This is a genomic window from Stappia sp. ES.058, assembly GCF_900105595.1.
Taxonomy (GTDB): Bacteria; Pseudomonadota; Alphaproteobacteria; order Rhizobiales; family Stappiaceae; genus Stappia.
Genome location: NZ_LT629784.1, coordinates 3178292 through 3192462, shown reverse-complemented (window position 1 = coordinate 3192462; position 14171 = coordinate 3178292). Strand labels below are relative to the sequence as shown.

The window sequence follows — 14171 nt, the reverse complement described above, 5'->3', positions numbered from 1 at the left end:
CAACAGCACGCCACGCCACGCGCACGGTCTTCTCGTAACCTCCCGTCCGCGTGTCGGCAAGCATTTGCCTTTGTCGTCGCTTCGGGTCGGGTGTCCTTGCCTGTTGGAATGGTCGCGCCTCACCGTTGGCCGCGTAACGGCGGCGCGATGGAGCCCGGCGCGCCGCTCATGTGGTCGGGCGTGAAGGTTTGGGGAGAACGGCGCAAAGCGGCAAGAGGTGGCTTGACAGTGCGGCGCGGCGCCGACTATATGCGGCTCATATCCGCGCGGGAGCCACTTTCGCGATACGGACGGCGGAGTAGCTCAGCCGGTTAGAGCAGCGGAATCATAATCCGCGTGTCGGGGGTTCAAGTCCCTCCTCCGCTACCAAATTCCATTGATTTTATTGATGAATTTCCAGCATGGAAGATTCTACCCACAATCTACCCCATGCGGAGCGTGGTTCAGGCGGGCACAAGATTGGCGATGCGCGCGGCGGGCCAGTTGTAGCCGGACGTGCTGAACGCGAGGCGCGACGATACCTTTATCAACAGGTCTTCGGCCCCGTACGGCCCCTCTAGGGTAAGCTCCTTGAAGCGTTTGGAGTACTTCCAGAACCCGCCGCCGTAGTTTTCTTCGCCGCCTTCTGAATACCACGTTGTTTCTTCGACGTAGGATTGGTGCCCTGCGAGACGACCTAGCCAAAACGCCTTGCCTTTGGGGTCGTACATCCACATGCCGTTCTTGCCGTTGAAACCGTGAACCTGAGCTGCTGCCGGTTTTGAGGACACCGAGTTAAGGTGTTTTTGGAACTGGAGAGTTGGAATGCAGAGACGGAAGTTCAGCCGCGAGTTCAAGCTCGAAACAGTGAATCTGGTCAAGGATCGGGGCGTGTCGGTCGCCCAGGCGGCGCGAGACCTGGACCTTCATGAGAACGTTTTGCGCAAATGGATCAGGGAGCAGGCTGCCGATCCGCAACAGGCCTTTCCCGGCAACGGGCAGATGAAGTCCGAGCAACTGGAGATCGACCGGCTACGTAAAGAGATTGCCAAGCTCAAAGCGGAGCGGGACAACCTAGAAAAAGCCGCGGCCTACTTCGCGAGGGACTCGATATGAGGTTCGGGTTTATTGCGAAGCACCGAGTGATCTGGTCGGGATCCGTTCCAGCTTTGCCGGCTCCGACCGCACCTATGGTGCCCGCCGGGTCTGGCGTGACGTTCTGGCCGAAGGGTTGGATGTCGGGCTGCACCGCATCGAACGGCTGATGCGCCAGGAAGGGCTGCGGGCACGTCCCCGTCGGCGTGGCCTGCCCAAGGATGCGGGTCAGCGCAATGCGATCTCCCCCAATATGCTGGACCGGGACTCCGTGGCATCGGTGCCGAACCAGAAGTGGATCGCCGACTTTACCTATATCTGGACCGCTCAGGGCTGGCTCCATGTCGCCGCCGTCATCGGTCTTTATTCCCGGCGTGTCGTCGGATGGTCGATGAGTGCTGGCATGACTGCCCGACTCGTCACTGACGCCCTGATCATGGCGATCTGGCGCCGGGGCAAGCCGGACAGCCTGCTGCATCACAGTGATCAGGGCAGCCAATACACCAGCGAGCAGTTCCAGAGCCTGATGGCCGATCACGGCATTACCTGCTCGATGAGCCGGTCGGGGAACGTGTGGGATAATGCCGCTATGGAAAGCTTCTTCTCATCGCTCAAGACCGAGCGATGTGCACGCAAGCTCTATCGAACCAGGGACGATGCAAAGGCAGACGTGTTCGACTACATCGAGCGCTTCTACAATCCAAAGCGGCGGCACTCGACGCTGGGCTATATGAGCCCCATGCAATACGAAGAACAAGCTATGGAAGCCCAACCGCCTGTCCATCAAACCGGCAGCAGCTCAGGCCTCCAGTGTCTGACTGCACAGGTAGGGAGACGACATCGCGGTGGCGAGTGCTGAATAGCTCGGCACGAACCTGAGAACATCGCCCGGCTTGAACGATCGCGCTCTGGAAATGTCGACCACGGTATGATCGCTTGAAAAGCCAAGCACCTCGACGTTCGGATCGACAGGGACAAGGCCGGATATCGCCGTGTCGACAGCGCCGATCCCCAACACGGCCATGTGACGCCGTCCCGACACCGTGAGACTGACTTCCTCGCCCAGGGCGTTGCGCGCGCGGGGACCGGAGATGTCGGTGTCCCGGTCCCAGGTTTCGAGGATTTCAGCGGCGATCAGGAAGCCGTCGCGTCGTGTGCCGGGGATGGCGGAGCCTTGTGCGGCCTCCGTTCCGAACAAAAGGCTTTCGCCGAGACGCAGGTGAGTGATTTTCTGAGGGAACTCACCACGTTTCATCGCCAGAAGGGACGCGCTGTTGCCGCCGGACACGATCTCCAGCGCCCGGCCGATCTGGGTCTCGACCTGCTCGGTCAATCCGGCAAAGACCGCGAGGTTTTCGCGCGTCGGCAGCAGACCCGTATGGCAGGCGAAATTCGTGCCCAGGCCGGTTATCTCGATCCCTTCAAGCGCGTGCGCATGGTCGGTGAGGCTCAGCAGGTCCCCGGGAGGAACCCCCTCGCGCATGTCCCCGAGGTCCACCATCGGCGCAATCTTCACCAAAGATCCCGTTGTGCGGGCATGATGGGCAATCGCGTCGATCGTCGTCCTGTTGGACACGAAAATGAGGTCGGTCAGTCTCGCGGCATCCGCGATTTCGCCAAGCCCCGGCGGGCGCAGGAGGTGGATCGGTGCGGTGATGCTTGCGATGCGCATCCGCCGGATGTTCTCAAGGCGCGCATCCGCCAGCGAATGGATGCCTGCATCCAGCATCAGACGGGCAACGTCCGGATGGCCGCCGACGCCCTTGGTCACTCCGGAAATGGCGATGCCGTGTTCGCCACACAGCTCGCGCAATACCGTGAAGTTTCGGCGGAGGGCCTCCGGCCGGATTTCGATCCGCGCCGTTGCGCCGGACGGCGGCTCCGCCCATCTGACCGACCTGTCGATACGGCTGTCCATCCTGTTACCCGGCGCGCTGCATACGCAATTTCTCGCGCTGGATCATGCCATAGAGGTCGCGCGGATCGTCGGGATCGGCGATCAGGTCGAGGTCGACGTGCCACGTCGACCGGGCCACCTTGTCACGCAACCAGCGCAGCGCGGAGAAATCCTCGATCGCGAAGCCCACGCCATCAAAGAGGGTGATTTCGCGGTTCGTCTCGCGGCCCTTCGCGTCGCCGGCCAGGACCCGCCAGAGTTCCGTCACCGGGAAATCTGCAGGCATCTGCTGGATTTCTCCCTCGATCCGGGTCTGGGGCGGATATTCGACGAAAACACCCGAGCGGTTGAGGATGTCGGCGTGCAGTTCGGTCTTGCCGGGGCAATCCCCGCCGATCGCGTTGATATGGACGCCCGCGCCAACCATGTTGTCGGTCAGGACGGTCGCATATTGCTTGTCCGCGGTGCAGGTGGTGATCACGTCGGCACCCTCGATCGCCTCTTCCGGACTGGTGCATTTGACGATGTTCAGCCCGGTGCCCGACAGGTTGCGGACGCATTTTTCCGTTGCGGCCCGGTCGGTGTCGCAGAGGCGGATGTCGCTGATGCCGCAGACCGTCTTGAGCGCCAGCGCCTGAAACTCGGCCTGCGCCCCATTGCCGATGATCGCGAGGGTGGTCGCTCCCTTGGGCGCCAGGGCCCTTGTCGCCATGGCCGAGGTCGCGGCGGTGCGCAGGGCCGTGAGGATGGTCATCTCTGAAAACAGCACCGGATAGCCGGTTTCGACCGAGGACAGCACCCCGAAGGCGGTCACGGTCTGCAACCCGTCCTTCATGTTCTTGGGGTGTCCGTTGACGTATTTGAACGCATAATCGATGCCGTCGGATGTCGGCATCAGCTCGATCACGCCGTCGTCGGTGTGCGACGCGACACGGGGCGTCTTGTCGAAGAGTTCCCAGCGGCGAAAGTCCTCCTCGACATAGGCGGTCAGCTCTTCAAGGCAGCGCTCGATGCTGATCTCGAGCACCAGACGCATCATATTCTCGACATTGACGAAGGGGACGAGGGCGAGGGGAGACGCAGACATGGCAATGCTCACAGTGTGTCGAGAGGAAAGACCGGGCGGCGGAGCCGGGTGTAGGTGCGCCGGGACAGGTCGGGCGAACACAGCCCTCCCGCATCCGTCACGATGATCTCGGAGGCGATCGGCCGGAAGGCGCCCTTGAAGTGGTTCATGGACTTCACCGCGAGGATCGATTTTTCGGCCGGTTCGATCCCGACGACGCGCAGGATGTTCTGGTCGTAGACCTGCATTCGCTCGGACACGATCATGATGTCGAGACCGTCGACGCGCAGACACACGCTGGTGCCGGTGGACGCGGGGAGGCCGGTGAACATCGGTCCCTCGAAGTGGAAGTGACCGTCGCTGACCGCCATGACCGTGCCGGTCACCTCGATCGGTCCGCCACCCACGCTCGGGTCGGTCTTGCCGCCGATGGCAAGGGTGACCTCGGCGCCGACGCCTTTCGCGGCCAGTGTCTCGGCCGCCTCGGGGTCCAGCAGTGCGCCAGCGGCTGCGTTGGTGACGCCGGCTTCAAGCAGTGCCGAAATCAGCGCCGTGCAGTCGCTGTGGGCGCCGCCACCGGGATTGTCGGCATAGTCGGCGATGACGATCGGTCCGTTAGCCGGCGTGACGGACTTCAGCCTCTGCATGCACTCGTTGAGCGGAACCGGCCCGTTCCAGGTGTCGCGGCAGTCCCAGATTTCATCGCAGATCCGTCCGGCCACTGTATCGGCGGCCTCGCGGCTCGTCGCGAGACTGTCATAGGTCACCAGAACGCTCGGCCCCGACGCCCACACATCGGCGTCGGGAAAGCCGGCGTTGATCGCCACGTTCAAGATGCCGGGCGCGTCCATTTCGCGCGCCGCGCTTTCCAGCAGGCGACACATCGGCCCGTCATCGGAGGTCCGGCCGTCATCGCACCCAAGCAGAACCTGGGGGCGGTGAACCGCGATTTTTGGCGCGCTGCCGCCGGCCATCGCCTCATGCAGGCGTTCGCTTGCCTCGCGGCCAACCTCGCGCAGGTCGACATGCGGATAGGTGCGGAACGAAACCGCGATCTGCGCCAGCTCCGCCAACTCGTCGAAGACATTCGCATGCAGGTCAAGCGTGACGGCGATGGGAATGTCATCTCCGACGACCGTTCGGAGTTGTCGGAGAAACTGGCTTTCGCCGTCCTGGTCGGTCTCGGTCACCATGGCGCCGTGCAAGGCGACGAAGACGCCGTCATAGGGGCCGCCGGCCTTGAGTCGGCGAAGGCATTCATCCGTAATCTCGCGTCGGGCGGCTTCGGAAACCGGTCCGCCGGGCTGGGCATGGGCGCCGAGGATATAGTCGGGCGCCCATCCCTTTTCCTCGACGATATCGATGCAGCCACCGATTTCGGACCCCGTGTTCCTGAATTCAGCAAGAACGTCCTGTCCCAGGAAATACTGGGTTGAGCGGAAATCCTGCATATCGGTCGACAGCGACGTGAATGTGTTGCTTTCATGAATGAAGCCGATGACGGCCACGCGAAAACGCATGCCTTGCCTCTCGTTTTTCTGGCGTATGGCCCCCGAAATGCTGGGGGCGACCTCTGTGATCAGTGATTGATGATCTGTTTCAGGAACTTGGCAGAGCGCTCTTCCTGCGGATTGGCGAAGAAGCCCTCGGGGTCGTTGACCTCGACGATCTCGCCCGCATCCATGAACACGACCCGGTCGGCGACCTTGCGCGCGAAACCCATCTCGTGGGTGACGCACATCATGGTCATCCCGCCGCCGGCCAGATCGACCATCACGTCCAGAACCTCCGAGATACTCTCGGGATCAAGGGCGGAGGTCGGTTCGTCGAACAGCATGATGTCGGGCTTCATGCACAGCGAGCGGGCGATCGCCACGCGTTGCTGCTGTCCGCCCGACAATTGGGACGGGTATTTATCCGCGAATCCCTCCATGCGCACCTTGGCCAGGTAGTCCATGGCCTGTTTTTCCGCTTCGGCCTTCGGGATCCGATGCGTGAAGATCGGCGACAGCGTGCAGTTTTCGAGCGCTGTGAGATGCGGAAACAGATTGAAATGCTGAAAGCACATGCCGACGTGATTTCGGACCTTCCGGATCGTGCCGGGCGTTTCATCGAGCTCGATCCCGTCCACATAGAGATGGCCGGACTGGTATTTCTCCAGTGCATTGACACAGCGGATGAGGGTTGACTTGCCCGATCCCGACGGACCGCAGACCACGATGCGCTCGCCCTTGGCAATGGTCAGGTTTATGTCCTTCAGAACATGGAACGCAGCGAAATACTTGTTCATGTTCTCGAATTTGATGGCGGTATCGGCAACCATGCCCGATCTCCTTGTTGGTCGGCCCGGGGCCAGGCCCGTCAGGCCATCCACTTGATTCTGGCTTCGACCCGGCGCAGCAGCCACTCGATGAGCAGAACCAGGACCAGATAGTGCGCGGCGGCGATGTAGTAGACGCCCAGATTGAAGGTCTCGGAAAAGATCATCCGCGCCTGTCCCATGAGGTCGAAGACGGTGATGATCGCCAGCAGCGACGTCGCCTTGACCATCAGAATGTATTCGTTGCCGAGCGGCGGCAGCGCCTTGGCGAAGGCGATCGGCAGAAGCACCCGGCGAAAGCTGGTCCAGCGCGTCAGGTTCAATGCTTCATTGGTCTCGCGAACCGAGGTCGCGATGGTGTCGAGGCTGCCCCGGATGATCTCCGCCTGATAGGCGGCGGTGTTCAGCACCAGTGCAAGCAGGCCGCAGTAATAGGCGTCGCGGAAGAACCACCACAGTCCGGCCGCGCGCAGTTCACGGCTGAACTGGCCGGATCCGTAGTAGATCAGGAACATCAGCACCAGCAGCGGGACGCCGCGGAAAATGTTCACATATCCCAGTGCCAGCCAGCCGGTGATGCCCTTCGACCTGGAGCGGGCGAGCGCAATGGGCAGGGCCACGAAGAACCCGATCACGACCGACAGCGTGCTCATCACGGTGGTCAGGATCAGACCGTCGGTCCAGCGCGGCAGCTCTCCGAAATAGAGATCAAACATCGCCGTTCTCCTCGCGCGTGAAGCCTCTGGAGACGCGCTTCTCGAGCTGTTTCTGGGCCCTGGTCGAGAAGGTCACCAGCAGGACATAGATGATCGCGATAAGACCGAAGAACAGGAAGGGCTGGCGGGTGGTGTTGATCGCCATCGAGGCCACATGGGTCAGTTCGAACAAGGTGATGACGGAAACCAGCGACGTGTCCTTGAGCAGGATGACCCAGAGGTTGCCGAACCCGGGGATGGCATGGCGCCAGAGCTGCGGCAGGATCACCTTGAAAAAGGCATGGACCGGTGAAAGACCGAGCGAGCTTGCCGCCTCGAACTGCCCCTTTCCGACCGCATTGAGCGCGCCGCGCACCACTTCGCTGCCATAGGCGCTGATCACGAAGGCCAGAGACATCATGCCGGCCACGAAGGGGCTGATGGAAAGGTGGGATCCTGGCGCAATGGCCTCGACCACCCAGGAAACGATGGCTTGCGACTGATAGTAGAGGATCAGAAGCGTCAGGATTTCCGGCAGGCTCTTGAACACGGTCGTATAGGCGCGACCGAACAGTCTGAGGGCCTTGAAACGCGACACCTTGGCCCAGTGGATGAGGAACGACAGGACCACGGCAAAGGGGAAGGTTGCGATGGCAAGGGCGAGTGTTACTCCCAGACCATGCAGCAGTTCATCGCCCCAGCCGCCGCTTCCATAGGAAAGTGAGTTCAACCAGGTCATGTCGTCCTCTGTCAGGCAAACACACGGAGTCCGCTATGCCCTTTTGCTGACGGAATGTCGGCAGACCGGTCCTGCATGAAGGCGACCGGCCTGCCCTTGATGACCTGCGCCCGAGGGGCGCGGGCGCATGCGGCTTACTTGTTGAACAGTTCGCTCACATAGCCCGGCTTGCTCATGACATCGAACTCGAAATAGCTTTTCCGGATCTCTTCATAGGTGCCGTTGTCGATGATCGTGCGCAGCGCGTCGTTCACGCGGGCCTGGAGGTCGGTATCCGCCTTGCGGAAGGCGATGCCGGCACCGACCGTGCCATCCATCAGGAAGCTCTCGCCGACGAATTCACAGCAATCCACGCCGTCTTTCATCCAGTCGCCGATGGCGAACTGGCTCGCGAGCACCAGATCGATGCGGCCGCTATCCAGGTCCATCAGGGCTTCGCCGAGCTTGGGGAAGAGCTTGATGTCGCTGTCCGGGAACCAGTCGTCCAGGACCTTGGCGGACACCGCGCCCTGCTGTGCCCCGATGGTCAGCCCCTTGAGCGTTTCGGGCTTCGCATCGTCGAGATCGACTTCCTTCAGCTTCACGAACCGCATGGCGTTGAAGTAATAGGGATCAGTGAAATTCACCGCCGCCTGGCGTGTCGGCGTGATGGCCATCGACGCCACCATGAAGTCGAACTTGTTGGCGTTCAGGGCCGGAATGATGCCGCCCCAGTCATGCACGCTCCACTCGCACTCGACCTTCATCACCGCGCAAATGGCGTTGCCGATGTCCACGTCGAATCCTTCGATCGCACCATCTTGGGAAACATAGTTGAACGGAGCATAGGCGCCTTCGGTTCCAACCCTCAGGGTTTCGGCCGACGCCGATGCCAGACCCGACATTATCATCGCGATCGTGAGTGCCGAGATTTTGAAGAGCGATTTCATATTTGCATTCCTCCACCATTGGCTGCCTGGGTAAGGCTGGCCCGTTATTGCCCGCTTCGTTTGCATCCGTACTGAATAATTTTTTTATTTTACTCAGCTGCCTGGATCTGCATTTTTTTCAAAAATATCCCCGTGTTGATTGATCAAACAATGCAAAAGAATTATTGAATGATATGAAAAAAAATAATGATCTTGAGCATCGCAGGTCCGATCGGAAGCGCATCCCGAGCCTGAAGGCGATACGTGCTTTTGAAGCGGTTGCTCATCATCTGAGCTTCACGAAGGCCGCCGACGAATTGTCCGTAAGCCAGGGCGCGGTCAGCCATCAGATCAAGCTGCTTGAAGAAAAGCTCGGCGTTCGCGTGTTCGTGCGCGGCAAGACGGCAGTGTCGCTGACCCCTCAGGGGATCCTGCTGAAGGAAACCTGCAAACGCGCTCTCGACGAGATCAGCGAGACACTGTCGCTCATCCGAAGGATCCGCGACACAAAGACCCTCAACGTCAGTGCGGGGCCATTCTTCGCCCTGAAGGTGATTGCTCCGCGCATTTCGGATTTCATGAACGAAAACCCGGGACTGCAGCTGCATCTGAACAATGTCCGGTCGAACGCATCTTCGCCCGGACCCAATGACGTTTTCATAGAATACTGCGAGGAAGCGCCCGCCGGCACGCATTCGTTCGAACTGCTCAGGGAAAAGCTCGTTCCCGTCTGTAGCGAGGATCTCATCAGGAGCGTCGAGAACCCGATGGATTTGCTGCGGCGCCCCGATATCACCCGTTTGAACTATCGCGACCTGAAGGACTGGGAAAGCTGGCTCGGCCAGGAAGATATCGAGACCGGCGGCGATCACCCCAATCTCGTTTTCGACGATCAGCACACGATCATCGAGGTTGTCCGCTCAGGTCAGGGGATCGCGCTCGCGGATCGCTCCCTGATCGACCAGGACGTGGAGGCGGGGCGGATCTCCGTGATTTCCGAAAGCTATATCCGGCCGCCGCTGTCCTACAAGTTCGTGTGCGCCAAAGATATTGTCGCCACGTCCTATGTGGACGTGTTCCGAAAATGGCTGATGGACGAAATTTTCGAGATTCAGATGCCAAGCGGAAACACCTGAGCGTCGCCGATCACCGATCCCGGCGACGAACGGGGTCTTGTTGTGTCGACGCCCTCCCTTTCCGCGGGACAAGCGGCGCGTCTCGCGGAAGGAAGAACCGGTGCCTGTTCAGGCGGTGAAGTCGGAAGATCACCGTCCCTGGAGCGCAGATCGCGGACCTAGAAGCGGATTTGCAGCCTCGCGTTGGCGCCTTGTTCCATGGTGTTGCGCCCGATGCGTCCCTGATAGGACAGGCCGATGTTTGCAAGGTCGCTGACGTTGAAGCGAACACCTGCCTGCACCAGCGCGCTGTCGCGGTCGATGGGCGCTCCCTGGACGGAGAAACCGTCCAGGCCCGCAATGGCAAGGCGACGGTCGGCCGTCACGCTCCCGATGGCATGTTGCCAACCGAGACTGCCGGTCAGTTCGGTGGTCATGCCATTGCGCATCGACAGGGTCTTCGACAGGCGCATGCCGAGGTTGCTTGAGCCGAAGATCTGGCTCGATGCCTTGCCGGAAAGCGCCACGTCGACCGATCCGGTCTCCTCGACGGCGCCGGCGTGGTGGTGAACCATCGCAAGGCCGGCGAAGGGTTCAAGCCCGAGCCAGGGCGTATCGAAACGGTAGGAGAGGTCGGCGAAAGCCTGGGCCGTGCGCGACCCGTAGTCGGCGGTGACGGTTTCGTCGATGCCGCCGAAGGCGACGTGACGGCTGGTCGATACCTGATGCCAGCTTTGGGAGGCGCCGGCCTGGAGGCGGAGCGCGCCGGAGCGAACCGTGCCATAGGCGCCAAGCGTGAAGCTGTCCGCCGTTGCGCTCGACCCGCGTTTGTCGACGCTTGCCGTCGACCGGCCGAAGCCGGCCAGAAGGCCGAGCCTGACATCCTGCGTCGGGCTGGATTCCAGACCGAAGAGCCCGCCGCCGCTGCCGCTCGAAAGCCGGGCAGCATTGCCGTTACCGTTGAACGTCGCGTAGGTGCCCTGGACCTGGCCCCAGATCTGCAGGTTCGTGAGTGGCTTCTGCTCGGTCGAGGGAACCGCTTCGCGGGCGAGTCCGGCGAATCCCCTGGCGATTCGGCGGGCCACCGTTTCGCGCAGACGGGCGCTTTCGGTGACGAACATCGCCGGCAGGGAGGCATGGATCTCGCCGGAAAGGCTGTCATAGGCGGCCCGGGCCGAGGGGGCGTCGAGGCCGATCAGTGCGCCGAAAAGCGATGCCGAGAGCGCGGGATTGTCGAGGCTCGTGGCGACGGCCAGCTGGTTGGCGGTCCGTGCCTGCGACGCGAAGTCCGTGCTGTTGCGGGTCAGTTCCAGCACCACCGCATTCGGTTGATAAACAAGGGCTGCATCGAGGAAGGCGAAGCTTTCCGTGACGCTGTCGAAAGATCCGAAGACGCCGCCTGTGCCGGTGAGGATCGTGTAGCTGGTCGACGGAGAAAGGGGCGGTGTGGCCCCGCTTAGCAGCGAAACATTGACCGTTCCGCCGGTCAGGTCGATGCGTCCAGTCGCCGTCGTCAGGTCGCTTCCGCCGGTGTCGTCCACCTCCACCTCATAGATGCTTCCCGGACCGAAGGAGAGGTCGCCGGCCACATTGATGGTCCCGATCGAGTTGCCGGGCGCAAGCGTTCCGCCCGAGGCGAGCGAAAGACCGCCGATCGTGCCTTGCCCCTTGAGCACGGCGCCGTCATTGACGGTGAAGCTGCCGGCAAGCGTGGTGTCGAGCGTGTAGACGGTTCCCGAGTGCAGGCCGACGTCGCCGGCGAAGTTCGACTGCAGCCGTGCCGCGCCGGTGCGGTAGATCTCGGCCGAGCCGGTGAAGCCGGAATAGTCACCCGAGAGCAGCGTCTCGCCGTTTCGGAAGGCGAGGGTGCCGTCGCCGGTCACGTCGGCTTTGAAGTCATAGGCCGTGTTCATGTGATTGAAGACGATGCTGCCATCGCCTGCGCCGAAAGCAACCGTCTGCGCCTCGAGCGTTCCGGCGGAAACCGGTGTCTGGCCGGTCTCTGCGCCGATCACCAGCATACCGGAGGCGCCTGCGCCTGCGGCAAGGTTCACCGTTCCGGTTCCACCGCCGACGACGAGACGTCCACCGTTGGACAGCACCATGGCAGCGCTCCCGCCAGAGGAAACGCCGATCTCGGCGGGGCCGGTCACGGTCAGAACGGATCCCGCATCCGTGACCTCGGCTTGGGCCTTGCCGCCATCGCCCATGTGCAGGCTCGCGGCGCTGACCACGGCCTTGTCCCAGATCCACAGGTTGCCGTTTCCGCTGCCGCCGGTGTCGCCGAGCCGCAGGTCCGAGCCGATGGTCCACAGCGTTCCTGCACCGGAAATCTCGAATTCGGCATCCCTTGTGCCGGCCGCGGTAGCTGCCCCACGCCCGCTCGTTATGGTCTTGCCGCCGCCGAAGCTGAGAACGCCCTCGTCGACGCCGATCGTGCCGGAAACGGCTGTGTTGCCGCGCAGAAACACGGTTCCAAAGCCCGTTTTCGTAAGGTTGCGCAAGCCGGAGACTTCGCCGGAAAAGCGGGTAACGTCGTCCTGACCCAGGATCAGGTCCGCTTCAGAGCCGGTGCTGGTCAGCGTGCCGCCGCTTCCCCACAGCCGCGACATCGTAAGATCATGGCCGCCGAGGTCGAGGGTTCCGCCGTTGATCTCGTAGTGGGTGTTGTCGGCAAAGGCATCCGCGCCCCCGGCACGCAGCGTGCCGCCGTTCATTATTGTCGAGCCGGTGAAGGCGGAGTTGTTGCCGGTCAGGATCGTGGTGCCGGCGTGGGCCTCGATCGTTCCCTTGCCGCTTATGTCGTTGGTAAAGAAAAGTGCGCTGTTTGTATGGTTGAACACGACGGTTCCGTCGCCCGCTCCGAAGACAAGCAGACCGGAGGAGAAGAAGCCGGCTTCTGCTGCGGCTTCACCGGCCGCTGCGCCGATGTTCAGCGTCGCGGTGCCGCCATCTCGCGCCATATAGGTGGGCGAAGCTGACACAAACTGGGCCAAATTCGCCACGGTCAGAGTGCTCTGGCCACTATCCAGGCCGAGGTTGATGCTGTTGACGACATTGATCCGGGTGCCGGAGACAATCAGCGTGCCGCCATTCACGGTGAGCAGATTGGCTGTCGCCGTTGCCCCGTCGAGGTTGAGCGAGCCGCCTGAAACCGTCAGGTCTCCAAGCGCGGCACCGGCTGTGCCGGTCATGGTCCAGGTGGAGCTGCCTGTCTTCGACATGGCTTCAAAGCCGGTGTATTTGGTGCCGATATCGCCCAGATCGAAGCTCGCGCCAGGGCTGGTATCTCCTCCCAGGACAAGTGTGTCGCTCCCGCCACCCGCTACGACATTGCCGGTGATCGTTGAACCGGATCGTAGCTCCAGTGTGTTGGTGCCCGAGGTGAATTCGATTGCAGTGGCGCGGACGCCGTCGCCAGAGAGCCCGCCGGCAATCGTGCCGCTGTTGATGATTGTCAGGTCTGAGCCCGTGATACCGGCCCCCCCAACACCTTCGCTCCCTTTGGCCCCGCGGGTGCCGAAAAAAGAGGCGACACCACCTTCGCCTCCGTGACCGCCGTCACCCCCGCGGATCGTTCCACTGTTTGCAATGGTAAGGCCCGTGCCCGCAATGCCCGCGCCACCCGTGCCGCCATTTCCGCCATTGCCACCTTCACCTACATCGTCGCCGCCGTCGCCGCCGTTGCCGCCGCTTCCGCCCGTGATCGTGCCAGTGTTCTCCAGTTTGGCATCGCTTCCCGAAAGCGCTGTCGTTCCCGCGGTTCCCACCGAGCCTTCTGCGCCCGGAGCTCCGTCGGCACCGTTGTTCCCGTCCTCGCCGGCTACGGCGCCCGTCAGGGCGGCGGCGAGTGCGTTCGTGGAGGATTCACCTGACAGGACCAGCGACGTGCCCGACGCCGCGAATGGCGAACCGGTGATCTCCACCGCGGCGCTCGCCCGAACCGTGACGTTTGCCGCAAAGGCGGGCAATGTTCCAGTGACGGCAATGTTCGCGATGCCGGGATCGATCTCGATCACGTCGCCGTCCGACGAGGCATTCGCAATTGCCCAACTCAGCGACCCTGCGACCGTTCCGCTTCCGTCATCCGTTGCCTTTGTGACCGCATAGGTCGCCGCCTGTACCGTCTCGACGGACAAGGTCATGAGCGACGCGGCGCACAGGGCCGTCGAGGCGAGAAGGGAGAGGACGCGCCGACGCGCGGGGCTTGCTCGGCGGGCCTTCCGGCGGCTTTCGCCGGTGCACGTTCCAGGCCTCGTTGCACGGCTCGACGTTTCATGTGCCGCGTCGAAAGGCGCGAGAGACGTGGTGTCGATCATGGCCATGGTTTTCCCCTCGAGCCGAACCGTCAGGTCAT

The 14171-nt window shown here is 62.2% G+C and carries 10 protein-coding genes, 1 tRNA gene and 1 pseudogene; 3 read left to right on the top strand and 9 right to left on the bottom strand.

Features of this window, described 5'->3' with window-relative positions:
• The first annotated feature begins 292 nt into the window (after positions 1-292).
• Positions 293-369: transfer RNA gene (locus BLU32_RS14855), tRNA-Met, on the top strand.
• Positions 370-443: 74 nt separating this feature from the next.
• Here the strand turns inward: BLU32_RS14855 and BLU32_RS14850 are convergent.
• Positions 444-710 (bottom strand): hypothetical protein, encoded by a 267-nt coding sequence (locus BLU32_RS14850; RefSeq protein ID WP_157727695.1) that lies wholly within the window; start codon positions 708-710, stop codon positions 444-446.
• Between the two features lie 94 nt (positions 711-804).
• Between BLU32_RS14850 and BLU32_RS14845 the strand changes: the two are divergent.
• Positions 805-1930 (top strand): annotated as a pseudogene (locus tag BLU32_RS14845) (transposase); the annotation flags it as partial.
• Here BLU32_RS14845 and BLU32_RS14840 read toward each other — a convergent pair.
• From BLU32_RS14840 to BLU32_RS14810, 7 genes are all read right to left on the bottom strand, one after another.
• Positions 1874-2992 carry an alanine racemase gene (locus BLU32_RS14840; RefSeq protein WP_093808206.1) on the bottom strand — a complete coding sequence of 373 codons (1119 nt, stop codon included), beginning with the start codon at positions 2990-2992 and terminating at the stop codon, positions 1874-1876. The pseudogene BLU32_RS14845 and the gene BLU32_RS14840 sit on opposite strands and share 57 nt — an antisense overlap.
• A 4-nt stretch (positions 2993-2996) precedes the next feature.
• On the bottom strand, positions 2997-4058 hold the full coding sequence (locus tag BLU32_RS14835; RefSeq protein ID WP_093808204.1) for an ornithine cyclodeaminase: 1062 nt from the start codon (positions 4056-4058) through the stop codon (positions 2997-2999).
• A gap of 8 nt (positions 4059-4066) precedes the next feature.
• Positions 4067-5557: a M81 family metallopeptidase gene (locus BLU32_RS14830; RefSeq protein ID WP_093808202.1), complete on the bottom strand. Its 1491-nt coding sequence runs from the start codon at positions 5555-5557 to the stop codon at positions 4067-4069.
• Positions 5558-5616: 59 nt separating this feature from the next.
• Positions 5617-6360, bottom strand: a complete 744-nt coding sequence (locus BLU32_RS14825; RefSeq protein ID WP_093808200.1) for an amino acid ABC transporter ATP-binding protein — start codon at positions 6358-6360, stop codon at positions 5617-5619.
• A 38-nt stretch (positions 6361-6398) separates the two neighbouring features.
• Positions 6399-7073: an ABC transporter permease gene (locus BLU32_RS14820; protein WP_093808198.1), complete on the bottom strand. Its 675-nt coding sequence runs from the start codon at positions 7071-7073 to the stop codon at positions 6399-6401.
• The gene (locus BLU32_RS14815) at positions 7066-7791 is read right to left on the bottom strand and encodes an ABC transporter permease (RefSeq protein WP_093808196.1); all 726 of its coding nucleotides are present in this window, start codon (positions 7789-7791) and stop codon (positions 7066-7068) included. The genes BLU32_RS14820 and BLU32_RS14815 overlap by 8 nt, the downstream gene beginning before the upstream one ends.
• A 134-nt stretch (positions 7792-7925) precedes the next feature.
• The gene (locus tag BLU32_RS14810; protein ID WP_093808194.1) at positions 7926-8720 is read right to left on the bottom strand and encodes a transporter substrate-binding domain-containing protein; all 795 of its coding nucleotides are present in this window, start codon (positions 8718-8720) and stop codon (positions 7926-7928) included.
• A 173-nt stretch (positions 8721-8893) separates the two neighbouring features.
• On the opposite strand from BLU32_RS14810, the gene BLU32_RS14805 reads away from it, so the two are divergent.
• Complete coding sequence (locus tag BLU32_RS14805; RefSeq protein ID WP_093808192.1) at positions 8894-9835, top strand: LysR family transcriptional regulator; 942 nt, start codon at positions 8894-8896, stop codon at positions 9833-9835.
• A gap of 158 nt (positions 9836-9993) precedes the next feature.
• Here BLU32_RS14805 and BLU32_RS14800 read toward each other — a convergent pair whose 3' ends face one another.
• Positions 9994-14139, bottom strand: coding sequence for an autotransporter domain-containing protein (locus BLU32_RS14800; protein ID WP_093808190.1), 4146 nt, complete (start codon positions 14137-14139; stop codon positions 9994-9996).
• Between the last annotated feature and the right edge of the window lie 32 nt (positions 14140-14171).

What these genes read in the sequence shown, in the direction of transcription:
- BLU32_RS14850 (WP_157727695.1), bottom strand. Translation starts at nt 710, where the DNA reads ATGTACGACCCCAAAGGCAAGGCGTTTTGGCTAGGTCGTCTCGCAGGG.
- BLU32_RS14840 (WP_093808206.1), bottom strand. Translation starts at nt 2,992, where the DNA reads ATGGACAGCCGTATCGACAGGTCGGTCAGATGGGCGGAGCCGCCGTCC.
- BLU32_RS14835 (WP_093808204.1), bottom strand. Translation starts at nt 4,058, where the DNA reads ATGTCTGCGTCTCCCCTCGCCCTCGTCCCCTTCGTCAATGTCGAGAAT.
- BLU32_RS14830 (WP_093808202.1), bottom strand. Translation starts at nt 5,557, where the DNA reads ATGCGTTTTCGCGTGGCCGTCATCGGCTTCATTCATGAAAGCAACACA.
- BLU32_RS14825 (WP_093808200.1), bottom strand. Translation starts at nt 6,360, where the DNA reads ATGGTTGCCGATACCGCCATCAAATTCGAGAACATGAACAAGTATTTC.
- BLU32_RS14820 (WP_093808198.1), bottom strand. Translation starts at nt 7,073, where the DNA reads ATGTTTGATCTCTATTTCGGAGAGCTGCCGCGCTGGACCGACGGTCTG.
- BLU32_RS14815 (WP_093808196.1), bottom strand. Translation starts at nt 7,791, where the DNA reads ATGACCTGGTTGAACTCACTTTCCTATGGAAGCGGCGGCTGGGGCGAT.
- BLU32_RS14810 (WP_093808194.1), bottom strand. Translation starts at nt 8,720, where the DNA reads ATGAAATCGCTCTTCAAAATCTCGGCACTCACGATCGCGATGATAATG.
- BLU32_RS14805 (WP_093808192.1), top strand. Translation starts at nt 8,894, where the DNA reads ATGAAAAAAAATAATGATCTTGAGCATCGCAGGTCCGATCGGAAGCGC.
- BLU32_RS14800 (WP_093808190.1), bottom strand. Translation starts at nt 14,139, where the DNA reads ATGGCCATGATCGACACCACGTCTCTCGCGCCTTTCGACGCGGCACAT.